Annotated in this window: 16 protein-coding genes and 1 tRNA gene; 2 read left to right on the top strand and 15 right to left on the bottom strand. The window is 43.6% G+C overall.

The genetic code is table 11. From position 1 onward, the window contains the following. Nucleotides 1–324: 324 nt before the first annotated feature. The 6 genes from rimK to ZOBGAL_RS09505 form a co-directional block, all read right to left on the bottom strand. A complete protein-coding gene (gene rimK, locus ZOBGAL_RS09530; protein WP_013993377.1) occupies nucleotides 325–1,695 on the bottom strand; it encodes a 30S ribosomal protein S6--L-glutamate ligase in 1,371 nt (456 codons plus the stop codon). A gap of 1 nt (nucleotide 1,696) precedes the next feature. Beyond that, nucleotides 1,697–3,226 carry a bifunctional GNAT family N-acetyltransferase/carbon-nitrogen hydrolase family protein gene (locus ZOBGAL_RS09525; RefSeq protein ID WP_013993376.1) on the bottom strand — a complete coding sequence of 510 codons (1,530 nt, stop codon included), beginning with the start codon at nucleotides 3,224–3,226 and terminating at the stop codon, nucleotides 1,697–1,699. A gap of 114 nt (nucleotides 3,227–3,340) precedes the next feature. Further along, nucleotides 3,341–3,667, bottom strand: coding sequence for a hypothetical protein (locus tag ZOBGAL_RS09520; RefSeq protein ID WP_013993375.1), 327 nt, complete (start codon nucleotides 3,665–3,667; stop codon nucleotides 3,341–3,343). Next, entirely contained in the window at nucleotides 3,664–4,641 is a 978-nt protein-coding gene (locus tag ZOBGAL_RS09515) for a deoxyhypusine synthase family protein (RefSeq protein WP_013993374.1), read from the bottom strand. The genes ZOBGAL_RS09520 and ZOBGAL_RS09515 overlap by 4 nt, the downstream gene beginning before the upstream one ends. Next, nucleotides 4,628–5,569, bottom strand: a complete 942-nt coding sequence (speB, locus tag ZOBGAL_RS09510; protein ID WP_013993373.1) for an agmatinase — start codon at nucleotides 5,567–5,569, stop codon at nucleotides 4,628–4,630. Before speB ends, ZOBGAL_RS09515 begins: the two co-directional genes overlap by 14 nt. A 15-nt stretch (nucleotides 5,570–5,584) precedes the next feature. Then, nucleotides 5,585–7,042, bottom strand: a complete 1,458-nt coding sequence (locus ZOBGAL_RS09505; RefSeq protein WP_013993372.1) for a type III PLP-dependent enzyme domain-containing protein — start codon at nucleotides 7,040–7,042, stop codon at nucleotides 5,585–5,587. 483 nt (nucleotides 7,043–7,525) lie between these two features. Between ZOBGAL_RS09505 and ZOBGAL_RS09500 the strand changes: the two genes are divergently transcribed. Beyond that, nucleotides 7,526–8,218 carry a hypothetical protein gene (locus tag ZOBGAL_RS09500; protein WP_013993371.1) on the top strand — a complete coding sequence of 231 codons (693 nt, stop codon included), beginning with the start codon at nucleotides 7,526–7,528 and terminating at the stop codon, nucleotides 8,216–8,218. A gap of 349 nt (nucleotides 8,219–8,567) precedes the next feature. Here ZOBGAL_RS09500 and ZOBGAL_RS09495 read toward each other — a convergent pair. The 9 genes from ZOBGAL_RS09495 to ZOBGAL_RS09455 form a co-directional block, all read right to left on the bottom strand. After that, nucleotides 8,568–8,639: transfer RNA gene (locus ZOBGAL_RS09495), tRNA-Arg, on the bottom strand. A gap of 92 nt (nucleotides 8,640–8,731) precedes the next feature. Continuing rightward, nucleotides 8,732–9,550 (bottom strand): alpha/beta hydrolase, encoded by an 819-nt coding sequence (locus ZOBGAL_RS09490; RefSeq protein ID WP_013993369.1) that lies wholly within the window; start codon nucleotides 9,548–9,550, stop codon nucleotides 8,732–8,734. 11 nt (nucleotides 9,551–9,561) lie between these two features. Beyond that, nucleotides 9,562–10,836: a TRAP transporter large permease gene (locus ZOBGAL_RS09485; protein ID WP_013993368.1), complete on the bottom strand. Its 1,275-nt coding sequence runs from the start codon at nucleotides 10,834–10,836 to the stop codon at nucleotides 9,562–9,564. Next, nucleotides 10,833–11,297: a TRAP transporter small permease gene (locus ZOBGAL_RS09480; protein WP_013993367.1), complete on the bottom strand. Its 465-nt coding sequence runs from the start codon at nucleotides 11,295–11,297 to the stop codon at nucleotides 10,833–10,835. Before ZOBGAL_RS09480 ends, ZOBGAL_RS09485 begins: the two co-directional genes overlap by 4 nt. Next, nucleotides 11,287–12,297, bottom strand: coding sequence for a TRAP transporter substrate-binding protein (locus ZOBGAL_RS09475; protein WP_013993366.1), 1,011 nt, complete (start codon nucleotides 12,295–12,297; stop codon nucleotides 11,287–11,289). Before ZOBGAL_RS09475 ends, ZOBGAL_RS09480 begins: the two co-directional genes overlap by 11 nt. A gap of 3 nt (nucleotides 12,298–12,300) precedes the next feature. After that, the gene (locus tag ZOBGAL_RS09470) at nucleotides 12,301–12,837 is read right to left on the bottom strand and encodes a RidA family protein (RefSeq protein ID WP_046287433.1); all 537 of its coding nucleotides are present in this window, start codon (nucleotides 12,835–12,837) and stop codon (nucleotides 12,301–12,303) included. A gap of 119 nt (nucleotides 12,838–12,956) precedes the next feature. Beyond that, nucleotides 12,957–14,024 carry a twin-arginine translocation signal domain-containing protein gene (locus ZOBGAL_RS09465; protein WP_013993364.1) on the bottom strand — a complete coding sequence of 356 codons (1,068 nt, stop codon included), beginning with the start codon at nucleotides 14,022–14,024 and terminating at the stop codon, nucleotides 12,957–12,959. Between the two features lie 5 nt (nucleotides 14,025–14,029). Beyond that, the gene (locus tag ZOBGAL_RS09460; RefSeq protein ID WP_013993363.1) at nucleotides 14,030–15,508 is read right to left on the bottom strand and encodes a DUF1501 domain-containing protein; all 1,479 of its coding nucleotides are present in this window, start codon (nucleotides 15,506–15,508) and stop codon (nucleotides 14,030–14,032) included. Nucleotides 15,509–15,517: 9 nt separating this feature from the next. Then, complete coding sequence (locus tag ZOBGAL_RS09455) at nucleotides 15,518–18,739, bottom strand: DUF1553 domain-containing protein (RefSeq protein ID WP_197541283.1); 3,222 nt, start codon at nucleotides 18,737–18,739, stop codon at nucleotides 15,518–15,520. Nucleotides 18,740–18,863: 124 nt separating this feature from the next. Here ZOBGAL_RS09455 and ZOBGAL_RS09450 point away from each other — a divergent pair, with 124 nt between their 5' ends. Further along, nucleotides 18,864–20,057 carry a hypothetical protein gene (locus ZOBGAL_RS09450; RefSeq protein WP_148560702.1) on the top strand — a complete coding sequence of 398 codons (1,194 nt, stop codon included), beginning with the start codon at nucleotides 18,864–18,866 and terminating at the stop codon, nucleotides 20,055–20,057. The last annotated feature ends 6 nt before the right edge of the window (nucleotides 20,058–20,063 follow it).

Genomic DNA, 20,063 nt, shown 5'->3' with positions numbered 1-20,063 from the left:
ATTAGGTCGGGATTTTGACCCTTAATCGGAGAAAGAAATTACTTGGACGAGACCCCTTTATCGGTGATATCGGCAAGGAGGTCAAAAAGGAAGGTGAAAGACATTTTGATGTGTATCACACCCATGTATTGAAGATAGATCCATGGGCTATGTCGGTAGGTCGAAAAGGGTAACCACAAAGAGAAAGTATACCTCTATTTTGGCATCCTTATATATAACAAAGAAGACCTCGCAAAACGAGGTCTTCTTTTTTCGGTCTATTATATAGGTACTACGGTATAGTATTATAGTTCCAAATTCGGACTATTTGATAGGGTGTTCGATTTAGATACTAAACCTTAACTTCTTTTCAATGGCCACGATCATTTCATTGGCAATGTCTTTTCCCGTTGCATTTTCGATGCCTTCAAGACCGGGGGACGAATTTACCTCTAAGAGCAAGGGGCCTTTGTTCGAGCGAATGATATCGACCCCGGCAACGGCCAGGTTCAAAACTTTTGCCGCCTTTTGTGCCAGTTTGCGTTCTTCGGAAGTGATCCTAATAATGGAAGCCTTGCCGCCTTGGTGGATATTGGCCCTGAACTCCCCTTTTTCAGCCTGTCTTTGCATAGAGGCCACTACTTTTCCGTTGACAACGAAACAGCGAATATCTTGCCCGTTGGCTTCCTTGATAAACTCTTGCACCAAAATATTGGTATTTACACTTTTAAATGCATTGATCACGCTCTCTGCAGCCTTATTGGTCTCGGCGAGCACCACCCCTTTTCCTTGAGTACTTTCCAGCAACTTGATAATTAAAGGTGCCCCATTGACCATTTTGATCAGGTCTTTGGTATCCATTGGGGATTTGGCAAAACCGGTTATAGGAATATGTATATCGTTCTTAGAAAACAATTGCGATGCAAAAAGCTTGTCCCTTGACTGCGTAATGGCCTCGGCCGTATTTTGGCAATAGACCCCAAGATTATCGAATTGTCGGATCAATGCACAACCATAAAAGGTAACCGAAGGTTTGATTCTCGGTATAACGGCATCGAAGGCATTCAGAATATTGCCCCCTCTATACCGGATTTCAGGCGAGTGGGCATCAAGCTTCATATAAGCCAATTCTACGTTCAGAAAAACAATTTCATGACCACGGGCCTCAGCGGCTTCCATGATACGCTTATTACTATATAGGTTAGGGTTGCTGGCCAAGAGGGCAATCTTTAACCCCGTTTTCTCCTTAAAATAGGGAGCGTATTTTTGGTTAATGACCGCTTCGTCAAAATCCTGTATCTGATAATTGAGTGCAGGGTTAACAATGTAACGTTCGTTCAGCGCCTCGCGCCCCAAGAGCATACGAAACTCCATGGTATCACGGTTGGCCAAGGTAAGCTCTATCTCGAAAGTCTCGTCTCCCAAGGTAACCGCAGTACGTACCACCAAGCGCTCTTCTGAGATTCCCGAAGAACTTTTTACCATTCTACGGTCTACCAACCGCGCCTGACAGGGTATGGAAATACTTCGGTTTTCTTGAAGCGGGCTTACTTCAAACTTTACCCATTCTTGGGTGCCCTTCATAATAATCTTTATGTTGGTCGCTTGTATGGACGATGTTTTGGCCCCTGAATCTACCCTTGCCTTTATGGCCGGGATACCCAAATTTTCAAACACGCACCATTCTTCGCTTCCTATAATCTTTAAGTCAGTCAAACTACACTTTTTTTCTTAGTTCAAATATATCTTTTCTTCTATCCTTCAAATTCCGTACGGCCCCAAATTGGTTAAGTTCGCGCAGCAAATCGATATCTACGTCGGCTATTAAGATCATTTCGGTATTCGGTGTGGCCTCGGCCTTGATCCCATTGGTGGGAAAGGAAAAATCACAAGGTGTAAATACCATGGATTGGGCAAATTGAATATCCATGTTCTGCACATTGGGCAAGTTGCCCACGCTACCGGCAATAGCCACATAGCATTCGTTTTCTATCGCCCTTGCCTGGGCACAATACCGCACCCTAGAATAGCCATTTTGGGTATCGGTCAAAAAGGGAACGAACAATATATCCATACCCTCGTCGGCCAACAAACGGCTTAGTTCAGGAAATTCGGAATCATAACAGATCAAGACGCCTATTTTACCGCAATCGGTATCGAAGGCCCTTAGTTGGGTTCCACCTTGCATTCCCCAGACCTTGGCTTCGTCAGGGGTGACATGTAATTTTTCATAACGTTCCATACTACCGTCACGTCGGCACAAATAGCCTACGTTGTACAAACGGCCATCGATCATTTCAGGCATGCTTCCGGTTATGATGTTGATGTTATAGGATATGGAAAACTCAGAAAATTTCTGTACAATATCACCCGTATGCCTAGCCAATTCACGAATGGCGTCGGAAGTGGACAAATGATTGTCCTTGGCCATCAAGGGCGCATTGAAAAACTCGGGAAACAGGGCAAAATCGGACCTATACCCTGAAACGGCATCGATAAAATACTCCGCCTGTTGCAGCAGTTCTTCCAAATCTTTATAGGGTCGCATCTGCCATTGTATAAGCCCTAAACGAATGACTTTTTTCTTGGTCGCCGCCTTTTTAGAAGGTTTTTGATAATAGATATTGTCCCACTCCATCAGAATGGCAAAGTCACTCGAATCCTTATCGCCTTCCAAGTATCCCTTCATGACCTTGGCAGGGTGAAAGTCGTTGCTGATCTGAAAGTTCAGTACAGGATCGGCAATTTCCTTACGGCGCACCTTGGCAATGTATTCTTTTGGGGTAAGCTCGCCCATGTATTTATGAAAATTGGGCATTCTTCCTCCAAAGACAATACTTTTAAGGTTCAACTTCTCGCACAATTCCTTTCGGTAATCGTACAAGCGACGCCCCAATCTAAGACCGCGAAACTGTGGCTTTATAAAGACCTCGATACCGTAGAGCACATCGCCCTCATCGTCATGCGTGGCAAAGGAATAGTTGCCCGTAATCTGCTCATAGGTGTGTTCGTCATCGAAACGGTCATAGTCTACAATAATGGACAGGGCCACACCGGCCAACTGTCCATTTATCTTGATTACCACCTGGCCTTCCGGAAATTTATCGATAAGCGATTTTATTTGCTTTTCTTTCCAGTAGGATCCAGGCATATTGGCATAGGCCGATATCATGGCATCTTTAAGCTCTTGATAATCATCAAGGCTTAAAAACTTCAACTCTATATTCTCTATATCCTCTATTTTCATCGAACAGGCGTTAAGCGGTAATTGTTACTATGAACAAAATTTTGGAATAGAGCTAAGAAGGGCCACTGCCCGAAGAACGGGCAACAAAGGTTTTGCGCAAACCGTAGAACGGCTCTAATCATCGTCTTGAGCCATATCTTCAGGGTCGGGCTCTACTACCGCATCTGGATCGTCATCATCAAAATCTTCATAATCATCTTCGTCGTAATTCTCCATAGTGTACTCAAGCTTCGCACTGATCTTCACCAAATATTTGGTGTCTTCGGTCAACACTTCAACAGCTTCAATACGTTCACCATTGGCATTTTTGAAGGAAATAATATTTCGATCATCATAACCATCGGGATAAGCCTCCACCAAAAGCTTCAACACTTCTGGGGTCAACTTTTTAAAGTCTACGATGACGCGCTTTAAATTTGTGTTTTCTTTTCTACTACTCATAAGTCAAGAAGATAAGCAAAAATTAATGGCGCAACAATGGTTGCATCGCTTTCTATTATAAATTTCGGGGTATCGATATCGAGTTTCCCCCATGTAATTTTCTCGTTCGGAACCGCACCCGAATACGACCCGTAACTGGTGGTAGAATCACTGATCTGGCAGAAATAGCTCCAGAACGGTGTATCGGTACGTTCCATATCTTGATAGAGCATAGGCACTACACAGATAGGAAAATCACCAGCTATACCTCCTCCGATTTGAAAGAAGCCGATACCGTTTTTAGAGTTATCGGTATACCAATCGGCCAAGAAGGTCATATATTCAATACCCGATTTCATGGTACTGGCCTTCAACTCGCCCTTTAGCACATAAGATGCAAAGATGTTGCCCATAGTACTGTCTTCCCATCCTGGGCACACAATAGGTAGGTTCTTCTCCGCAGCGGCGTACATCCATGAATCTTTAAGGTCGATTTCATAATACTCTTCAAGCACCCCGGAAAGCAACATTTTATACATGTATTCATGCGGCAAGTAACGCTCCCCTTTTTCCTCGGCATCTTTCCATATCTTAAAAATATGCTCCTGCAACCTTCTAAAGGCTTCCTCTTCGGGAATACAGGTATCGGTTACCCTATTCAGGCCCTTTTCGAGTAAATTCCACTCATCTTGGGGCGTAAGGTCTCGGTATTCGGGAACACGTTTGTAATGTGAATGTGCTACCAAATTCATGATATCCTCCTCTAGGTTGGCCCCTGTACACGATATGATCTGTACCTTGTCTTGACGGATCATTTCGGCAAAGATCTTGCCCAATTCGGCAGTACTCATCGCTCCGGCCAATGACACAAGCATTTTAGAACCTTTGTTCAATTGCTCTTCGTATGCCTTGGCGGCATCAACCAAAGCGGCAGCATTAAAATGCAGGTAATATTTTTCTATAAATTCGGAAATTGCTCCTTTAGTCTTCGTCATCATCAAATTTTAAACCGTTCGTACCTGATTTGTAATCTACATCGTAGGTATTGTCATATTCGTCATCTGACGCCTCACCCATAAATTTATAGCTTAGCATTTTATAATACAATTTAGCGGCAAGAAAATCTGAAGATTTATCCGCGGGATTGGGACAGAGCTCCACAATATCAAAGCCCACTACGTTTTTCTCCTTGAATACCTGTTTTAAAAACTCTAAGGTCTCGTACCAAAAGAGTCCCCCTGGCTCGGGAGTTCCCGTTGAAGGCATGATCGAAGGATCAAAGGCATCAAGATCAAAGGTAATCAAGACGTTGTCGGTCATGGCTTCGATTACCTTGTCCGTCCAATACTCATCATGTACCATATCGTGGGCAAAGAAGGTCTTTTCTTCGTCCATAAACGATTTTTCTATAGCATCCATGGAACGAATCCCTACTTGGATCAGATTTGTGGTCTGACTGGCTTCGTGAACCGCACAGGCATGGTTGTATTTTGTACCCTCGTACGACTCGCGTAGGTCGGCATGGGCATCGATCTGCAAAACGGTCAGATTATCGAAACATTCGTTAAAGGCGCGGATCGTACCTATCGAAATGGAATGCTCCCCCCCGAACAAGGTTACGAACTTGTTGCGCTTAATGTAATCTTTGGTCTGTTTATGAACAGCGTTTACCACGGCTTCCGGTGAGCTGTTCTCGGTTATGGCCTCGGCCAAATGAATGCCTTGCTCATACACCTCGCTATCGGTTTCGATATCGTAAAGCTCCATATTCTCGGAAGCCTCTAAAAATGCTTGGGGGCCCTTATCGGCACCTTTGCCCCAAGTACTTGTTCCATCATAAGGCACAGGTATTAAAACTACCTTGGCCGTTTCTAATTGTGCGAATTTGTCGGGAATGCCCGCATAATTCTTTGTTGTGCTCATCTTGATTGTTGAAGTTTATACGTTTGATGTAATTGCATGTTCGATAGTAGTATCGCTGGTGCCTACGCTAGATTTATCCGTTTTATAACCCAAAATATCCAGTAGGTCTTCCGCCTTTTGTTGGGGACTAAAGACCTCATAGGTAAGATTGCCATCGGCATCCTTATCTATCAATATATGTTTGGGCTGGGGGATCAAGCAATGCTGTAGACCGCCATAACCGCCAATGGTCTCTTGGTAGGCCCCTGTATTGAAAAAGCCTATATACAAAGGTTTATCGCGTTTGTATTTGGGCAGGTAAATAGCGTTCATGTTCTGCTCACTATTGTAATAATCATCGCTATCGCAGGTCAAGCCACCCAAAAGCACGCGTTCGTACTCGTCGTTCCATCGGTTGATGGGCAACATGATAAATCGCTTGTTAATGGCCCAAGTATCGGGCAAAGTGGTAATGAAAGATGAATCGATCATATTCCATTTTTCACGGTCGTTCTGTTGTTTTTGGTAGAGAATTTCATAAATAGCCCCGCCGCTCTCACCAACGGTAAAACTTCCGAACTCCGTAAAAATATGGGGAACCGGCACATCGGCCTCTTCGCAAGTAATATTGATCTGGTTCAAGATTTCGTTGATCATATATTGATAATCGTACTCAAAGGCCAAGGAATTCTTGATGGGAAATCCTCCACCAATATTCAAGCTATCCAAAGAGGGACAGATTTTTTTCAAACGGGTGTACACTTTCAGACATTTTACCAACTCGTTCCAATAATAGGCATTGTCACGAATACCGGTATTGATAAAAAAGTGAAGCATTTTCAGCTCTACCTTGTCGTTGTCCTTGATTTCGTTTTCAAAAAACGGTACAATGTTCTTGTAGCCAATTCCCAAGCGAGAGGTATAGAACTCGAATTTGGGTTCTTCCTCAGAAGCTATTCGAATCCCGATTTTAAAGGTATCGTCTATAACGTCGGACAAAAGTCCGATCTCTTCGTAATTATCAATGATAGGGATACAGTTCCTATGGCCGTTATTGATCAGCCTCGCGATATTATCTACATACTGCTCGCGTTTGAAACCGTTACAGATTACATAGGCACTATCTTTTAGCTTTCCATCTTTTTTCAACTGCTCTACGATATTGATGTCAAAGGCCGAAGAGGTCTCGATATGGATATCGTTCTTGAGCGCTTCGTGTAAGATATGCTGAAAGTGCGAACTTTTGGTACAATAACAATAGTGGTATTTGCCCTTGTAGGCATTCTTTTCAATAGCGTTCGCAAACCAGTTTCTCGCCCTGCCGATATTCTCTGAAATTTTAGGCAGATAGGTGAATTTTAAAGGGCTCCCAAATTTTTCCACCACATCTCTAAGCGGTATGTCATGAAATTTCAAGTGCTCGTCCTCAAGGGTGAACTCCTCTTGAGGGAAAAAGTAAGTTTGATCGATCAGATCGATGTATTTTGTATTCATTGTGAATTCTTGTGAATGAAAATCGGTATATTTTTTTACTAAGGTGTGCTGTAAAGATTAAATAATTGTTACCGATGGTATCATATAAGAATTTGTTCCTGAGTAGTAGGAATAAAAAAGTAGTTGTGCTGGCTTTGCACAATAGTAGTAGAAAAATCGGAAGTTAGCTTTAAAATTCGGCCGCCCATCTGATGGGTTGCTATGAGATTTGACTTCCTAATCTCCCATAGCCCGAACATAGAAACACATTGCATAATGTTCAGCTAAAAGCTCTATACGCCTCTAGTTTTAAATCGCTAAAGACAGGACAAATGAAAACAAAAAAAAATTAAAATCAAGAATTTTCAAAAAAATTACGACAAAGCGTGAAAAAAAATTTTAAAAGGAGGTCCAAAAGCTAAAAATATAATGTAATTACCTTATTTTTAAACCATTAAAAATCCTCAACAAATGAAAACTACAATCAAAATTAGGACAAAATGCATGGTTTTATTCCTCATTTTGGCCACGACCCATCTTGTCAGTGCCCAAATGGCATCAAAAAGTTACCTTTTTGAAGAGCACATCGACCAAAAAAATACCACCCATGAGCTTCATATCAACGATGGTTACCTTGTACATACGGTCTACGAAAAAAGTCCGGCCCGCTTTATAATGACCCGTGGAGGTTTTGTAAAAGTAGAAGGTAATCACCTTATTGTCGATTTGGAATTCAATTCCAATTACGAAAACGACCAACTGAAGACACTACAGATTCCCTTCGAACAAAAAGAGGATGCCCTTGTTCTTGAACTGAAATCCAGCGCTACTTTTAAACCGATTGCCCACCTTACACAAGCCTTGGACGGGAAATGGCTTTTTGCCACACGCGGCCCCGATACCGGTCAAGAGCGCAGGGGCGAAGAAAACCCTAGAAAAACACTCAAACTACTTATGAACGGACGCTTTCAATGGATTGCCTACCATACCGACAGCATGAAATTTTTCGGTACGGGCGGAGGTTCCTTTAGTTCAAAAGACGGCCATTACACCGAAAACATAGACTTTTTCTCAAAAGACGATTCCCGTGTGGGAGCGACCTTAAATTTCGACTACGAACTAAAAGGAAGCGATTGGCACCATACCGGAAACAATAGTAAGGGAGAACCCATGTACGAGATTTGGGCAAAAAGGTAGGACTGAATCGCCCAAGCACTGATAAAAACCAGTCTTAAGAAGGATTCGGTCGTTTACATACATATTGACCGGACCACCCCGCCCATAAAAAAATATGTATTTGATCAGATACATACAATGTAAGCCATCATATTCCGTTATAATCGGACAATATTAATTATGATGGCATGAATACCATTACCAAAGAACAGATAAAAGAACTGGAAGCGAAGCTAGAAGAAAACAAAAAGAGGATAAACGAATTGATCAAGAAATTCGATGTCTATAAAATATAAAAGCCCTTATCTAAAAAAGGACTTTTCTCTTTTTTAGGGCTTAAGACCCCTTATAAAACAACAATTTAAGATAGTGACCTCGGCAAGAATCGAACTTGCATCTAAAGTTTAGGAAACTTCTATTCTATCCATTGAACTACGAGGCCAATTTAATAAGAGTGCAAAAATAAAGTTTTTTTGCGTGTGCCGAAAAAACTGGGCAACTAATTTTATATTGTTTTTAGATAAAATTGTTGGCTTACCCTTCTGATTTTTCCTTTACAAAATTTACAAGCAAAGGCAGTGCCGGATAAACCATAAGGTGACCATAGCCGTCAAGCTCCATCAACACGGCATCGGTGTGCCCAACAACCTTCATCATTCTATAGAAGTAGGCTACTTCTTCATATCGCCCCAAGAGCTCTAACTCACGGTTGCCCGTAATCAATAACATTGGGGGAGCATCTTTCCGTACGTGGAACAGGGGAGAAAATTTATCCACGATGGGCTGTGTTTCCTTTATTCCCATTTCTTCACGAATGGTCATATGGGTTATGGTATGTCCGCTCAAAGGTGCCAAGCCCGCAATTTTATCGGCGTCTATCCCGTGTTTTCCGAGATACGACTTATCCAGTCCCACCATACTGGCGAGATATCCGCCGGCCGAATGGCCTGATACCACTATTTTATCAGCACTCCCGTGATAGACAGAAATATTCTTGAATACCCAAGCCACTGCCGCCGCGGCGTCTTCAATATAAACCGGATGTTTCACTTTCGGGTGCATACGATAATTGACCGCTACCACAACAATACCTTTTTCCTCCAACCCCTCAGGGATATTCTTTTCTCCATTTTTGAGTCCCCCTCCATGAAACCAAACCACTACCGGAGCATTGACCAAATCTTTCGGATAGTATACATCTAACTTGCACCGTTCTTTCACATAGGCATCTTGAGAACGGATAGCTTCGGGGTAATAAGGAATGTTCTTTTTCAGCACATACGCCTCTTGGCCAAAAGCCATGGTCATGACCATAGAGAAGACGCAAAGAATAAGGTTTTTAATCATCTTCATAAGAAATCGGTTTAATCCATGAATAAATTGGGTAGCACCAAGGAAAACCAAGGAAACAAGGTCACCAAGGTCAACACCACAAAACTGACCACCAAAAAGGGCAGTCCGGCCTTGCTCACTTCCCCGATAGATATCTTACCGATGCTCGACGCCACAAACAGGCATACCCCTACGGGCGGGGTGGTCAAACCGATAATCAGGTTCAGTACGGCAATGACCGCAAAGTGAATGGGGTCTACATCTACGGCCAAGGCCACTTTTAATAAGATGGGAAACAAGATCAAAAGAGCGGCAATGGTCTCCATAAAAGTACCCACCACGATCAAGAGAATATTGATCAACAGCAGTACCACATATTTATTATCGGTAAAGCCCAATATTTCACTAGAAATGCTTTGCGGAATCTGTTCCGTGATCAATATATAGCCGAATAAGTTGGCAAAGCCCACCAACACCATAAGTGAGGCCGAGGTTTTCATACTGTCGAGAAAAACGACTTGAATGTTTTTAAAGCTCAACCGCTTGTATACGAACTTCCCGATAACCAAGGCGTAGACTACTGCGATTATCGAGGCTTCGGTGGGAGTAAAAATACCCCCAATAATACCGTACAAAATAATAAAGGTCATTAAAAGTGACCAAAACGTATCGACAAAACCATGGGCCACCTGCTTAAAACTACTTCTGGCGTGTTTAGGATAATTTTTCTTTTTGGATATGACATAGGCCGTAATCAATAGGCCCACCCCCAACAACAAGCCGGGCAATGCCCCGGCAAGAAACAGTTTTCCTACCGAGAGTCCGCTCAAGGTTGCCGCAATGATCATGGGCACACTAGGTGGGATAATCGGGCCAATAGTTGAGGAAGCCGCCGTAACCGCACATGAAAAACCCGTGTCATAGCCCTCTTTCTTCATAGCCGGAATCATAATAGACCCCATACTGGCCGTATCTGAAATGGCCGTACCCGAAATACCGGCAAATAACATTGAAGCCCCAATATTCACTAAGGAAAGTCCACCTCTAATATGGCCCAACAAATGGTTGCAAAAGGTAATTATCTTTTCGGTCAGACCGCCATGGTTCATAAGGTTCCCTGCCATAATAAAGCCAGGAACGCTCAATAGAACAAATACATCAATGCCCGAATACATTTTCATGGGCACAATGATCAAGGGAATGCCCTTTACCAAGATATACCCCAAACAAGAGAGTCCGAGTGCAAAGGCGATGGGAAACCGCAAGACAAGACATACCACAAATACTACGACAAGGACCCAAATCATGATTTCGAATTTTTATAATTTCTTTGGATTTTTTTCCAGAGGTAATAACTAATGGATGTCGACATGATAAGCATACTAAAAAAGGCAACCCCCATATTAAAGCCCATACTGGGCGATTTCTCAGGAATGCCCAACAGCACGAATTGCACGGAATAGATAGCCATGACCACGAATAAAACCAAAACGACTACCGGAATGACCTGAACCAACCACCGTTGCATTTTTATGGGAAAACGGCTATAGAACATATCTAAGTGAACGTAGTACTCGTTTTTCATGGCCAGGCCGGCACCAAAAGACATGGCATAAATAAAAAAGAGACGTGAAGCTTCCTCTGTCCAAGAGGGGGTGTCCAGAGGAGTGAACCGGCAGAAAATTTGCAAGAGCACGGTAGCGATAAGGCCCCATGTACTCAATAATACGCCTATTTTTAAAATACGTCCTATTGTTTTATGAAGCATCTTTCTCTACTTTGAGTTGATCGTATATCTTTTGCATTTCAGGAGAAAGACTGTTGTAAATGGCCTCCTCACATTTTTGTTGAAAGGCTTCCTTATCCACTTCTATAAACTCCATGCCCTTGGCCTTGAGGGCATCCTGTACTTTCTTTTCGTTCTCCAAAAAGAGACGATGCTCATACGCCTGCATATCTTTGGCCGCTTCCAAAAAAATTTCCTTTAAATCTGGAGGGAGTCGCTGAAACTGTTTTTCGCCCATGACCGGATAGACCCAGCTCATGACGTGCCCGGTCAGGTTCAAGTATTTTTGCACTTCGGCAAAACCTGCGTTGTTGATCAAGGCAAACGGATTTTCCTGTGCTTCTATGGTACCTTGCTGCAACGAGGTAAAAACCTCGGAAAAGGCCATAGGTGTAGGTTTCGCGCCCAGGGCTTTCCACAATGTTACGAAAGAAGGAACGTTCGGCACGCGAACTATGAGTCCCTTTAAGTCGTCGGGATGCCGTATAGGCCTATTTGAAGTAAGGTGTCTGGGTCCCCGTTCAAAATGGCCCAAGGGTCGAAGTCCCGATTTGTTGATCATTTCCTCTTCCATCAATTTACCTATGGGGCCATTGATATACCGGTTCATATCGGTAGAATCTTGCATCAAAAAAGGAAGTTCACAGAAGGTAGCCACTTCAAACCAATTCGTAAGGGTAGATCCCGTGGTTGTCATATCGATAACGTCGGCCTGAATCAGCCTGATCGCTTCGATTTCTTTGGCCAATTGTTCGGAAGGATATACTTCTACCTTGATACGTCCTTTGCTGCGTTCTTCGAGAATTTCCCCGAAATAGACAAAGGCCTTGTACCAAGTATGCTCTTCGTTCACCAAAAGGGCGGTGCGTAACAAAAATTCAGGTTCGTCTTTATCCGGCTTACAACCACTAAGACTTAACAAGGCAAAAAGGCAGGGCAAGGCCTTTTTGAAAACAGGGCGGAACCATCTACGATCAAACATAATCTAATCTTCTACCTCAACTACCATTTCTATTTCCACTGCAATATTGCCGGGCAAAGAACCCATGCCCACGGCGGCACGTGCATGCTTTCCCCTTTCGCCAAAGACCGCTACCATTAAATCTGAATATCCGTTGATGACTTTGGGTTGATCGGTAAAATCGGGGACGGCGTTTACCATACCGCGTACCTTGACGATACGCTTTACTTTTTTCAGGTCGCCCAACTCCATTTTCAAGACCGAAATTTGATTGATACCCGTTACCCTAGCTGCCTCGTAACCCTCTTCTATACTAAGGTCGGCCCCTAATTTTCCCGTAATATTTTCTCCATTGGCTTTGGTAGGACCTTTTCCGGATAAAAAGATAAGATTTCCCGTACGTACCGCATTTACATAATTGGCCATAGGGGCAGAAGGTTTTGAAAGTTCTATTCCCAATTCTAAAAGTTTAGCTTCGGGATTATATTCGGTTTCTTCTTGAGCAGATCCGTTAAACGAAGTAAAAACGGAAATACATACAACTAAAAATAGTCCTTTCATAAAGTTTGAGTTCAATCTTAGAGCTACAATATAAGGATTTCTTGCATTCCTTAACATCCTAAAAAACAGAAAACAAACTTTTAATGAATTTCAATTAGTTTCATATATGAAACCAGTTTCTAAATTCGATGTAACTTATAAGGATAGATTCCACCCGCATTCCATTGGCAAACATATAGATTCTTATCATTGTCTACACACACATCATGACAATGCTTAAAAATGGGGTTTTCTTGGAACATCAACTTCAATTTTCCGTTCTCGTAAACCGGCTCAGTACCACCCGGATTAGAGATTACTTTATTATCCTTATCTAGGATAGTAACAAAGCCCTTGTTCGCCTGCAAATTGTAATTACCTTCTTCCATTCCAAAGCAAACCCCTGAATATACGTTATCTCCGTCGATTACGGGCCGACTCACAAAAAGTCCCGGCATATAATAATCTTCAAGGAATTCCCCTTCAAGGGAAAAGCGTTTGAACGAGTTTTTTATGCGGGCCGTACACAGCAAGGTCGGGTTTGATGGGTCTCTATTATCTAAGGCTACCCCATGCGCCTGTTTGAATTTTTCCTTGGAGAGAAAGCTATCGCCCCCAAATTTGCGAATGAAATTACCCTTGGAATCGTACTGTAAAATATATTGCGAACCGTAGCCATCGGCCACATAGATATCCCCATTGGGACCTATGGCGGTTTCCGTTGGCCTGAAGGGCGCGTGCTCCCCGTAAATTCCCGCCGATACGGGCGAGGCTATCTCTAGGACTACCCTACCCTCTAAATCGGTCTTTACGACCCTCCCTAAAGAGGGATCGGTGATGTATAAAAATTCCGCCCCACCTTCTTCATGTATGCCCAGACCATGTGCACCCGGCAAATTCAGGGTCCAACTGTGCAACAACTCCCCAGATTTATTATAGACCAGCACATTGTTCTTGGCGTGATCGGTAAGCATAAAGACCCTGCCTTTTTTGTCGATTACCATTTCATGGCAATTATTGACAGGATGTTTTTTCGGATCTAGATCGCCCCAACCGACCTCTACCCTATACCTAAAATCTCCATGGCCAATAATTTCCTTGCCCAGGTTTGCCTTTGGATTGTTGATATAGAATGGTACTGAAGACATGGCCAAAACGCCTCCCGTACCCATACCTGTCTTTTTTATAAAATCTCTTCTCGTTGTCATGCGCATTATGCTAATATATCTTTCACTACATGACCATGAACATCGGTCAGGCGGAATCTTCTTCCTTGGTGCTTAAAAGTAAGCTTTTCGTGGTCTACCCCCAACAAATGCAACAAGGTAGCCTGAAAATCATGTACGTGAACCCCATTTTGGGCAACGTTGTAACTAAAATCATCGGTCTCGCCATAGACCATTCCCGCTTTTACGCCGGCACCGGCCATCCACATGGTAAAACAGCCAGGGTGGTGGTCCCTTCCGTAATTATCGGCGGTAAGCCTACCTTGGGAGAAGCTGGTTCTGCCGAATTCCCCTCCCCAGACCACTAAGGTATCTTCTAAGAGTCCGCGTTGTTTTAGGTCGGTAATCAAACCGGCGGTGGCCTGGTCGGTACCCAGTGCCTGTCTTTTTATACCGTTGGGAAGTCCGCCATGCTGGTCCCATCCCATATGGTACAACTGTATGAACTTCACATCTTTCTCGGCCAAACGTCTTGCCTGCAGGCAATTGGCCGCATAGGTCCCCGGAATTCTGGCATCTTCTCCATATAACTCGTAAATATGATCGGGTTCATCAGAGGTATCTACGGCATCAGGCACCGAACTCTGCATGCGGTAGGCCATTTCATACTGATTAATTTTAGATTGGATTTCGGGATCTTTCCAGATATCATATTGCTGATTGTTCAATTCCGAAATATGATCCAAGGCCCGTCTACGGTCGTGCTCGTGTACCCCATGTGGGTTGTTCAAATACAATACCGGATCCTTTCCGGAACGAAACTGCACCCCTTGGTGGTGGGAAGCCAGAAAGCCATTGCCCCAAGCTGCCGAGCTCAAGGGCTGGGCACCTCCTCCCTTGGAGAGCATCACGACAAAATTGGGCAGGTCTTTATTGTCGCTACCAAGCCCATAGCTCAACCAAGATCCGATTGAAGGCCTCCCACTCAATTGGGAGCCCGTTTGCATAAACATTACGGCAGGTTCATGGTTGATAGCCTCGGTATACATTGATTTAATGATACAAAGTTCGTCTACCACCCCGGCGGTATGCGGAAAAAGCTCGCTTACCCAAGCCCCTGATTCACCGTATTGCTTAAAATCGAAAATAGATTTCACCAAGGGAAAGGTACTTTGTGAAGTCACCATACCCGAATTACGTTGCATTCCCCTTACGGAATCGGGAATTTCCTGACCGTGCCATTTTTCCAAGGCCGGTTTGTAATCAAAGGTCTCGATTTGGGAAGGCCCGCCACTTTGAAACAAATAAATAATACGTTTCGCCTTGGCCGGGAAATGGGTTCCGCCCAATGCGCCCCCGTTCGCATTGACCAATGGTGGGGTTTTGGCCATCAACAAATCATTGGCAAAGGATTCGGTAGGCCCCAATAGACTCGATAGAGCAATGGAACCAAAACCCAAGGACGCTTTCTTTAAAAAGCCCCTGCGGGTATCTTCAAACTTCTTTTGTTCTTGAAAATCTCTCATAAGTTCGTCTTATCGTATGGTAAACCCTTCGGCTGTATTCATAATTCCGTTAATGACCGTGGCCAATGCGGCCACCTTGACCGGATCAGAGGTACTCTTGATCTTGGTCTCGCCCATGTTCAAATAGGCTATGGCATCTTCCTTTTTCTCTAAAAACCGTTCCAGCTCCTCATCTAGAAATCTTTTTAAGACGACCATTTCCTTTTGCCGGGCCTTTCTACCGGTACTCAACTGAAACGCCTTCTGCAACTGTATCTCGGCATTGCCATTGTTTTCCTCTAAAAGATGCTCGGCAAGTATATATGACGCCTCTATAAATTGGGGATCGTTCAGTAAGACCAAGGCCTGTAAAGGCGTGCTGGTCTCCCTTCTTTTAACGGCACATACACTTCTATCGCCAGCATCAAAAATTTGCATTGACGGAGGCGCGGAGGTTCGCTTCCAGATGGTATAAAGGCTCCTTCGGTACAAGCCTTCACCTGGTTCTTGTTTGTAGCGGTAACGCCAGGGCTTGTTACTGATTTCGTCCCACAGTCCTTCAGGTTGATAGGGATAGGTGCTCGGTCCTCCGATTTTAGAGACCAACAGTCCGCTAATGGCCAAGGCATTGTCCCTTACCATTTCTGCGGTCATACGTCTACTCGGCCCTCGGGCCAACCAAATATTATCCGTATCCATTTCCAGCAATTCGGGAGTCAGTTCCGAGCTTTGTTGGTAGGTAGCGGACATCACCATCAGCTTGTGTATTTTTTTAATATCCCAACCCGACTCCATAAATTCTACGGCCAGCCAATCCAATAATTCGGGGTGCGAAGGTAAATTGCCTTGGTTTCCAAAATCATCGGAAGTAGACACCAAACCTTGACCGAAGTGCATTTGCCATAAGCGGTTTACAAAGACCCTTGCCGTTAAGGGGTTATTTTTATCGAACAACCATTGGCTCAGCCCCAGCCTATTTCGGGGCAAATCTTTATTAAAGGGCATAACCACTTCCGGTACATCGGGCTGCACCTCTTCCGTAGGGGCATCGTACATACCGCGATCAAGTACATAAGTGGGCCTGGGCTCCGGTAAATCGCCCAACACCATAATCTCCTTTATGGGCTCCAATTCATCGAGCTGTTTTTTACGCAGCTCCTGTATTTTTTTTCGTGTAGTTTCCGCATCCTTATCTATACTTTGATAATAAAAATCGGTCAGTAAGGCTTCATTATTTTTCTTTACCTCCTCCATGGCCTTTGCAGGGGAAAGGCTGTAAAGCACTTCCAGATCGGATAATTGTCGCTCGTATATTTTAAGATTATCGAGCCCCCCGTCTTTAAAGGATTTGAACTTGCCACTTACTCCTAACCTGAAACCTCCGAATGCGTAATTATGTATATTTTTCTTAAATAGGATGGATTTGTACAGGTTGTCTATTTCAATCGCTACCGGCACTTTTTTTCCGTCAATATAGATATGCACCCCTTCCGCTTTACCCAGCCCATCATAGGAAACGGTTACGGTATGCCATTCCTTTTCGGGAACGGGATCCTTTGTTTTTAGCTGTATGGAATTAAAAGGCCAAGAACGGGCAATGATAAACTTGAGATGGTTATCCTCTAAATGCATGGAATAGCCTTTCAATCCCTGCCTTGATTCCTCACAATGTGTAAAAATAGAAGCCTCTTCATAATTTTTACCCGGCTTTATGGCAACGGAAACCGTAAAGGGGTCGGACTGATCGAACCAACCTATTTTATCGGGCATTCCCAGTGTAGTATAATCTCCCAGAAAAACAGCCTTTCCTTCTAGTCCATCCTCTATTATAGGTTCCCTTACCGCTACGGCTTGCCTGTTTCCTCCGCTGTTTTGAACCTTGTACGACTTTTCATCCCGTGCTGCAAACGAATCAAAATTTAAACTGGCCTGCAGTCCTTTCCCTAAAACCTTTTCTAGCTCTGCCTTTACTTCCGAAGGATTGTTCAACCAGGTCTTAACAATCTCAGGTGTTTCCCTTTCAACGGACACCAATTGCCCTTTAGTTTGATCGATATCCCTATCAATAAACTCCAATACCTTTTTTTCCTCTTCGTTGGTCAGTAAGAGTGAAGGTCCCGGCACTTGCCCCGGCCCATAAACAGGGGTTCCGATTTCGTTGGTACTGTTGAAAAAGGCAAAAAGCTCATAGTGGTCTTTTTGACTTATCGGGTCATATTTATGATCGTGGCACCTGGCACATTCCACACTCAAGCCTAAAAATGCCTTTCCAACCGATAAGGTCCTGTCGGCTACATACTCTACGCGGTATTCCTCAAAGACAATTCCCGCTTCGGAATTTTTTTTGTGCAAACGATTAAAGGCAGTTGCCAAAATACTTTCTTGCGATGGGTTCTTTATAAGATCTCCTGCCAACTGCCAGGTTACGAACTGCTCATACGACATATTCTCATTAAAGGCCTTTATGACCCAATCCCTATACGGACTAAAATCACGATGCTTATCATCAAGGTAACCATCACTATCGGCGTAGCGAGCCACATCCATCCATTCGGAAGCCATACGTTCCCCATAGGCGGGAGAGGCCAAAAGACGGTCTACCACTTTTTCGTATGCGTTGGCCGAAGTGTCATTGACAAAATCTTCGATCTGCCGTAACGTAGGCGGCAGGCCGATCAGATCAAAATTCAGGCGGCGGATCAAGTGTTCCTTTTCCGCTTTCTTGGACGGCTCTACGTTCATAGCCTCCAACCTGTCGACCACAAACCGGTCAATGTCGTTCTTTGCCCATTCCTTATGTTTTACTTCAGGGGCCGCTTCCTTTTGAGGGCGTATAAACGACCAATGCGGTTTGTACTCGGCTCCCTGCTCGATCCATTTGGTAAGGGTGGCAATTTCGTTCTTGCTCAAGGCCACGTTGAACTCCGCTGGCGGCATTTTCAAATCGGGGTCATCGGATAAAATCCGGGCCACCACTTCACTCTCCCCAGGTTTATGGGGTACAATAGGATTTTTCCCAGACCCCTTTAAAGCCTCGTAGGCACTTTCGGCTATATCGAGTCGGAGACCTGCTTTTTGATTGGCCATATCCGGACCGTGGCAGGCAAAACACTTATCCGATAATATCGGTTTTACATGGTAATTGAAATCCACCTTCTCGGGTAAACGAGTCATTGCTTCCTCGATTTCTTCAGGTGCATTCCATCCGCAACTGCTTAAACACAACAAACAGAGCGTTAAAATTAGTCTCAATAAAAATCGCATTGGTTTGGAATTTTTATCAATATACGCCTCGATTTTAACTGTTAATCCGTTAAAAAACAGTTTTATTAACTGTTAATAATTTTAATTATCTTTAAAAAATTCCTTCTTTGAAGTGATGAACGCTAAGGATTACGGCAATTACGTTAACAAGATAATTTCGAGCAAGTCGTTCGGCAGCTCTACAACCTATGCCAATTTGTTGCGGTACTTGGTAGAATGTACCCTCGAAAACGATGTGCCAAAAGAAACGACCATCGCCACAGAGATCTTCGCCAAAAAGGAATTCGACCCTTCACAGAGCACACTGATCCGAGTATATATTTATAACCTTCGGAAAAAGCTAAAAGTTTATTATCAGAAGGAAGGATTGCAAGACCCTATCCTTCTCCGCATCCCCAAAGGAAGCTATAAGGTGGAGTTCGAGCACAGAAAGAAAGAACCTAAAGCCGCTAAAGAATTCCTCTCTAAAAAACCACTACTGATTCTTCTTGGCTCCCTACTGGCTCTATCTTTTATTGGAAACTGGTTATTATGGAGCGAAAACCGACAGGTAGATCCTTTTGACGAATCGCGTATATGGCAAGCTATCTTTGAATCTAAAAACCCGATGATACTAGCCTTGGGCGACCTTTTTATCTATCGTGAGATAGACACTACCATCCATAAAGAAAAAGTTATCCGAAGCCCCCTCATCAATTCGGAAGGCCAGCTCTACAATGCTCAGCCACAATTTAAGGCCCCAGGTTTTGTTTACGAACCCATGGAATACAGTTTTTTAATACGGAACAGTATCGAATGGGTAAAAGACGTCAGTAAGGTACTCAATGCGAAAAACAAAGATTTCAACGTACGGACCATTTTACGCTTTAGCCCCAAAGAGCTTCCAGAGAATGATTTTATGGTGGTAGGAATGACAAAAACCTTGGGTATTTTTAAAGACTATATCAAAAAAACCAGCATAAGCTACAATCCGATCGAGGATACTTTTTCACAGAAAGCATCGGACACCACATATAAGCCTAGCGGAGATGCCGAAACCTACCATAAGGATTATGCCATCATTATTAAAGCACCCGGCCCCAACAACAATACCATATACATTTTTACAGGTTTGTGGGATACAGGGGCATCACAAAGCTTGAAAAACTTCACCAATCCGGTTTTGATCCAACGCTTAGAAGCCCGAATGAAAACCGATTTAGGGGAAATACCCCGTTTTTTTGAGGTTTTTATGGAAGTAAGCGGTATAGACCGTATGGAACTGAGTTCCAAAATTCTACATGTAAAGGCACTTGAACTCGAATAAGGTTCG

The organism is Zobellia galactanivorans (genome assembly GCF_000973105.1).
Lineage (GTDB): Bacteria > Bacteroidota > Bacteroidia > Flavobacteriales > Flavobacteriaceae > Zobellia > Zobellia galactanivorans.
Note: the sequence above shows the minus strand (reverse complement) of the source record. Positions and strands in the feature narration are given on the sequence as shown.

What these genes read in the sequence shown, in the direction of transcription:
- ZOBGAL_RS09480 (WP_013993367.1), bottom strand. Translation starts at nt 11,297, where the DNA reads ATGCTTCATAAAACAATAGGACGTATTTTAAAAATAGGCGTATTATTG.
- ZOBGAL_RS09490 (WP_013993369.1), bottom strand. Translation starts at nt 9,550, where the DNA reads ATGAAGATGATTAAAAACCTTATTCTTTGCGTCTTCTCTATGGTCATG.
- ZOBGAL_RS09485 (WP_013993368.1), bottom strand. Translation starts at nt 10,836, where the DNA reads ATGATTTGGGTCCTTGTCGTAGTATTTGTGGTATGTCTTGTCTTGCGG.
- ZOBGAL_RS09465 (WP_013993364.1), bottom strand. Translation starts at nt 14,024, where the DNA reads ATGACAACGAGAAGAGATTTTATAAAAAAGACAGGTATGGGTACGGGA.
- ZOBGAL_RS09525 (WP_013993376.1), bottom strand. Translation starts at nt 3,226, where the DNA reads ATGAAAATAGAGGATATAGAGAATATAGAGTTGAAGTTTTTAAGCCTT.
- ZOBGAL_RS09470 (WP_046287433.1), bottom strand. Translation starts at nt 12,837, where the DNA reads ATGAAAGGACTATTTTTAGTTGTATGTATTTCCGTTTTTACTTCGTTT.
- ZOBGAL_RS09500 (WP_013993371.1), top strand. Translation starts at nt 7,526, where the DNA reads ATGGTTTTATTCCTCATTTTGGCCACGACCCATCTTGTCAGTGCCCAA.
- ZOBGAL_RS09505 (WP_013993372.1), bottom strand. Translation starts at nt 7,042, where the DNA reads ATGAATACAAAATACATCGATCTGATCGATCAAACTTACTTTTTCCCT.
- ZOBGAL_RS09460 (WP_013993363.1), bottom strand. Translation starts at nt 15,508, where the DNA reads ATGAGAGATTTTCAAGAACAAAAGAAGTTTGAAGATACCCGCAGGGGC.
- speB (WP_013993373.1), bottom strand. Translation starts at nt 5,569, where the DNA reads ATGAGCACAACAAAGAATTATGCGGGCATTCCCGACAAATTCGCACAA.
- ZOBGAL_RS09475 (WP_013993366.1), bottom strand. Translation starts at nt 12,297, where the DNA reads ATGTTTGATCGTAGATGGTTCCGCCCTGTTTTCAAAAAGGCCTTGCCC.
- ZOBGAL_RS09515 (WP_013993374.1), bottom strand. Translation starts at nt 4,641, where the DNA reads ATGACGAAGACTAAAGGAGCAATTTCCGAATTTATAGAAAAATATTAC.
- ZOBGAL_RS09520 (WP_013993375.1), bottom strand. Translation starts at nt 3,667, where the DNA reads ATGAGTAGTAGAAAAGAAAACACAAATTTAAAGCGCGTCATCGTAGAC.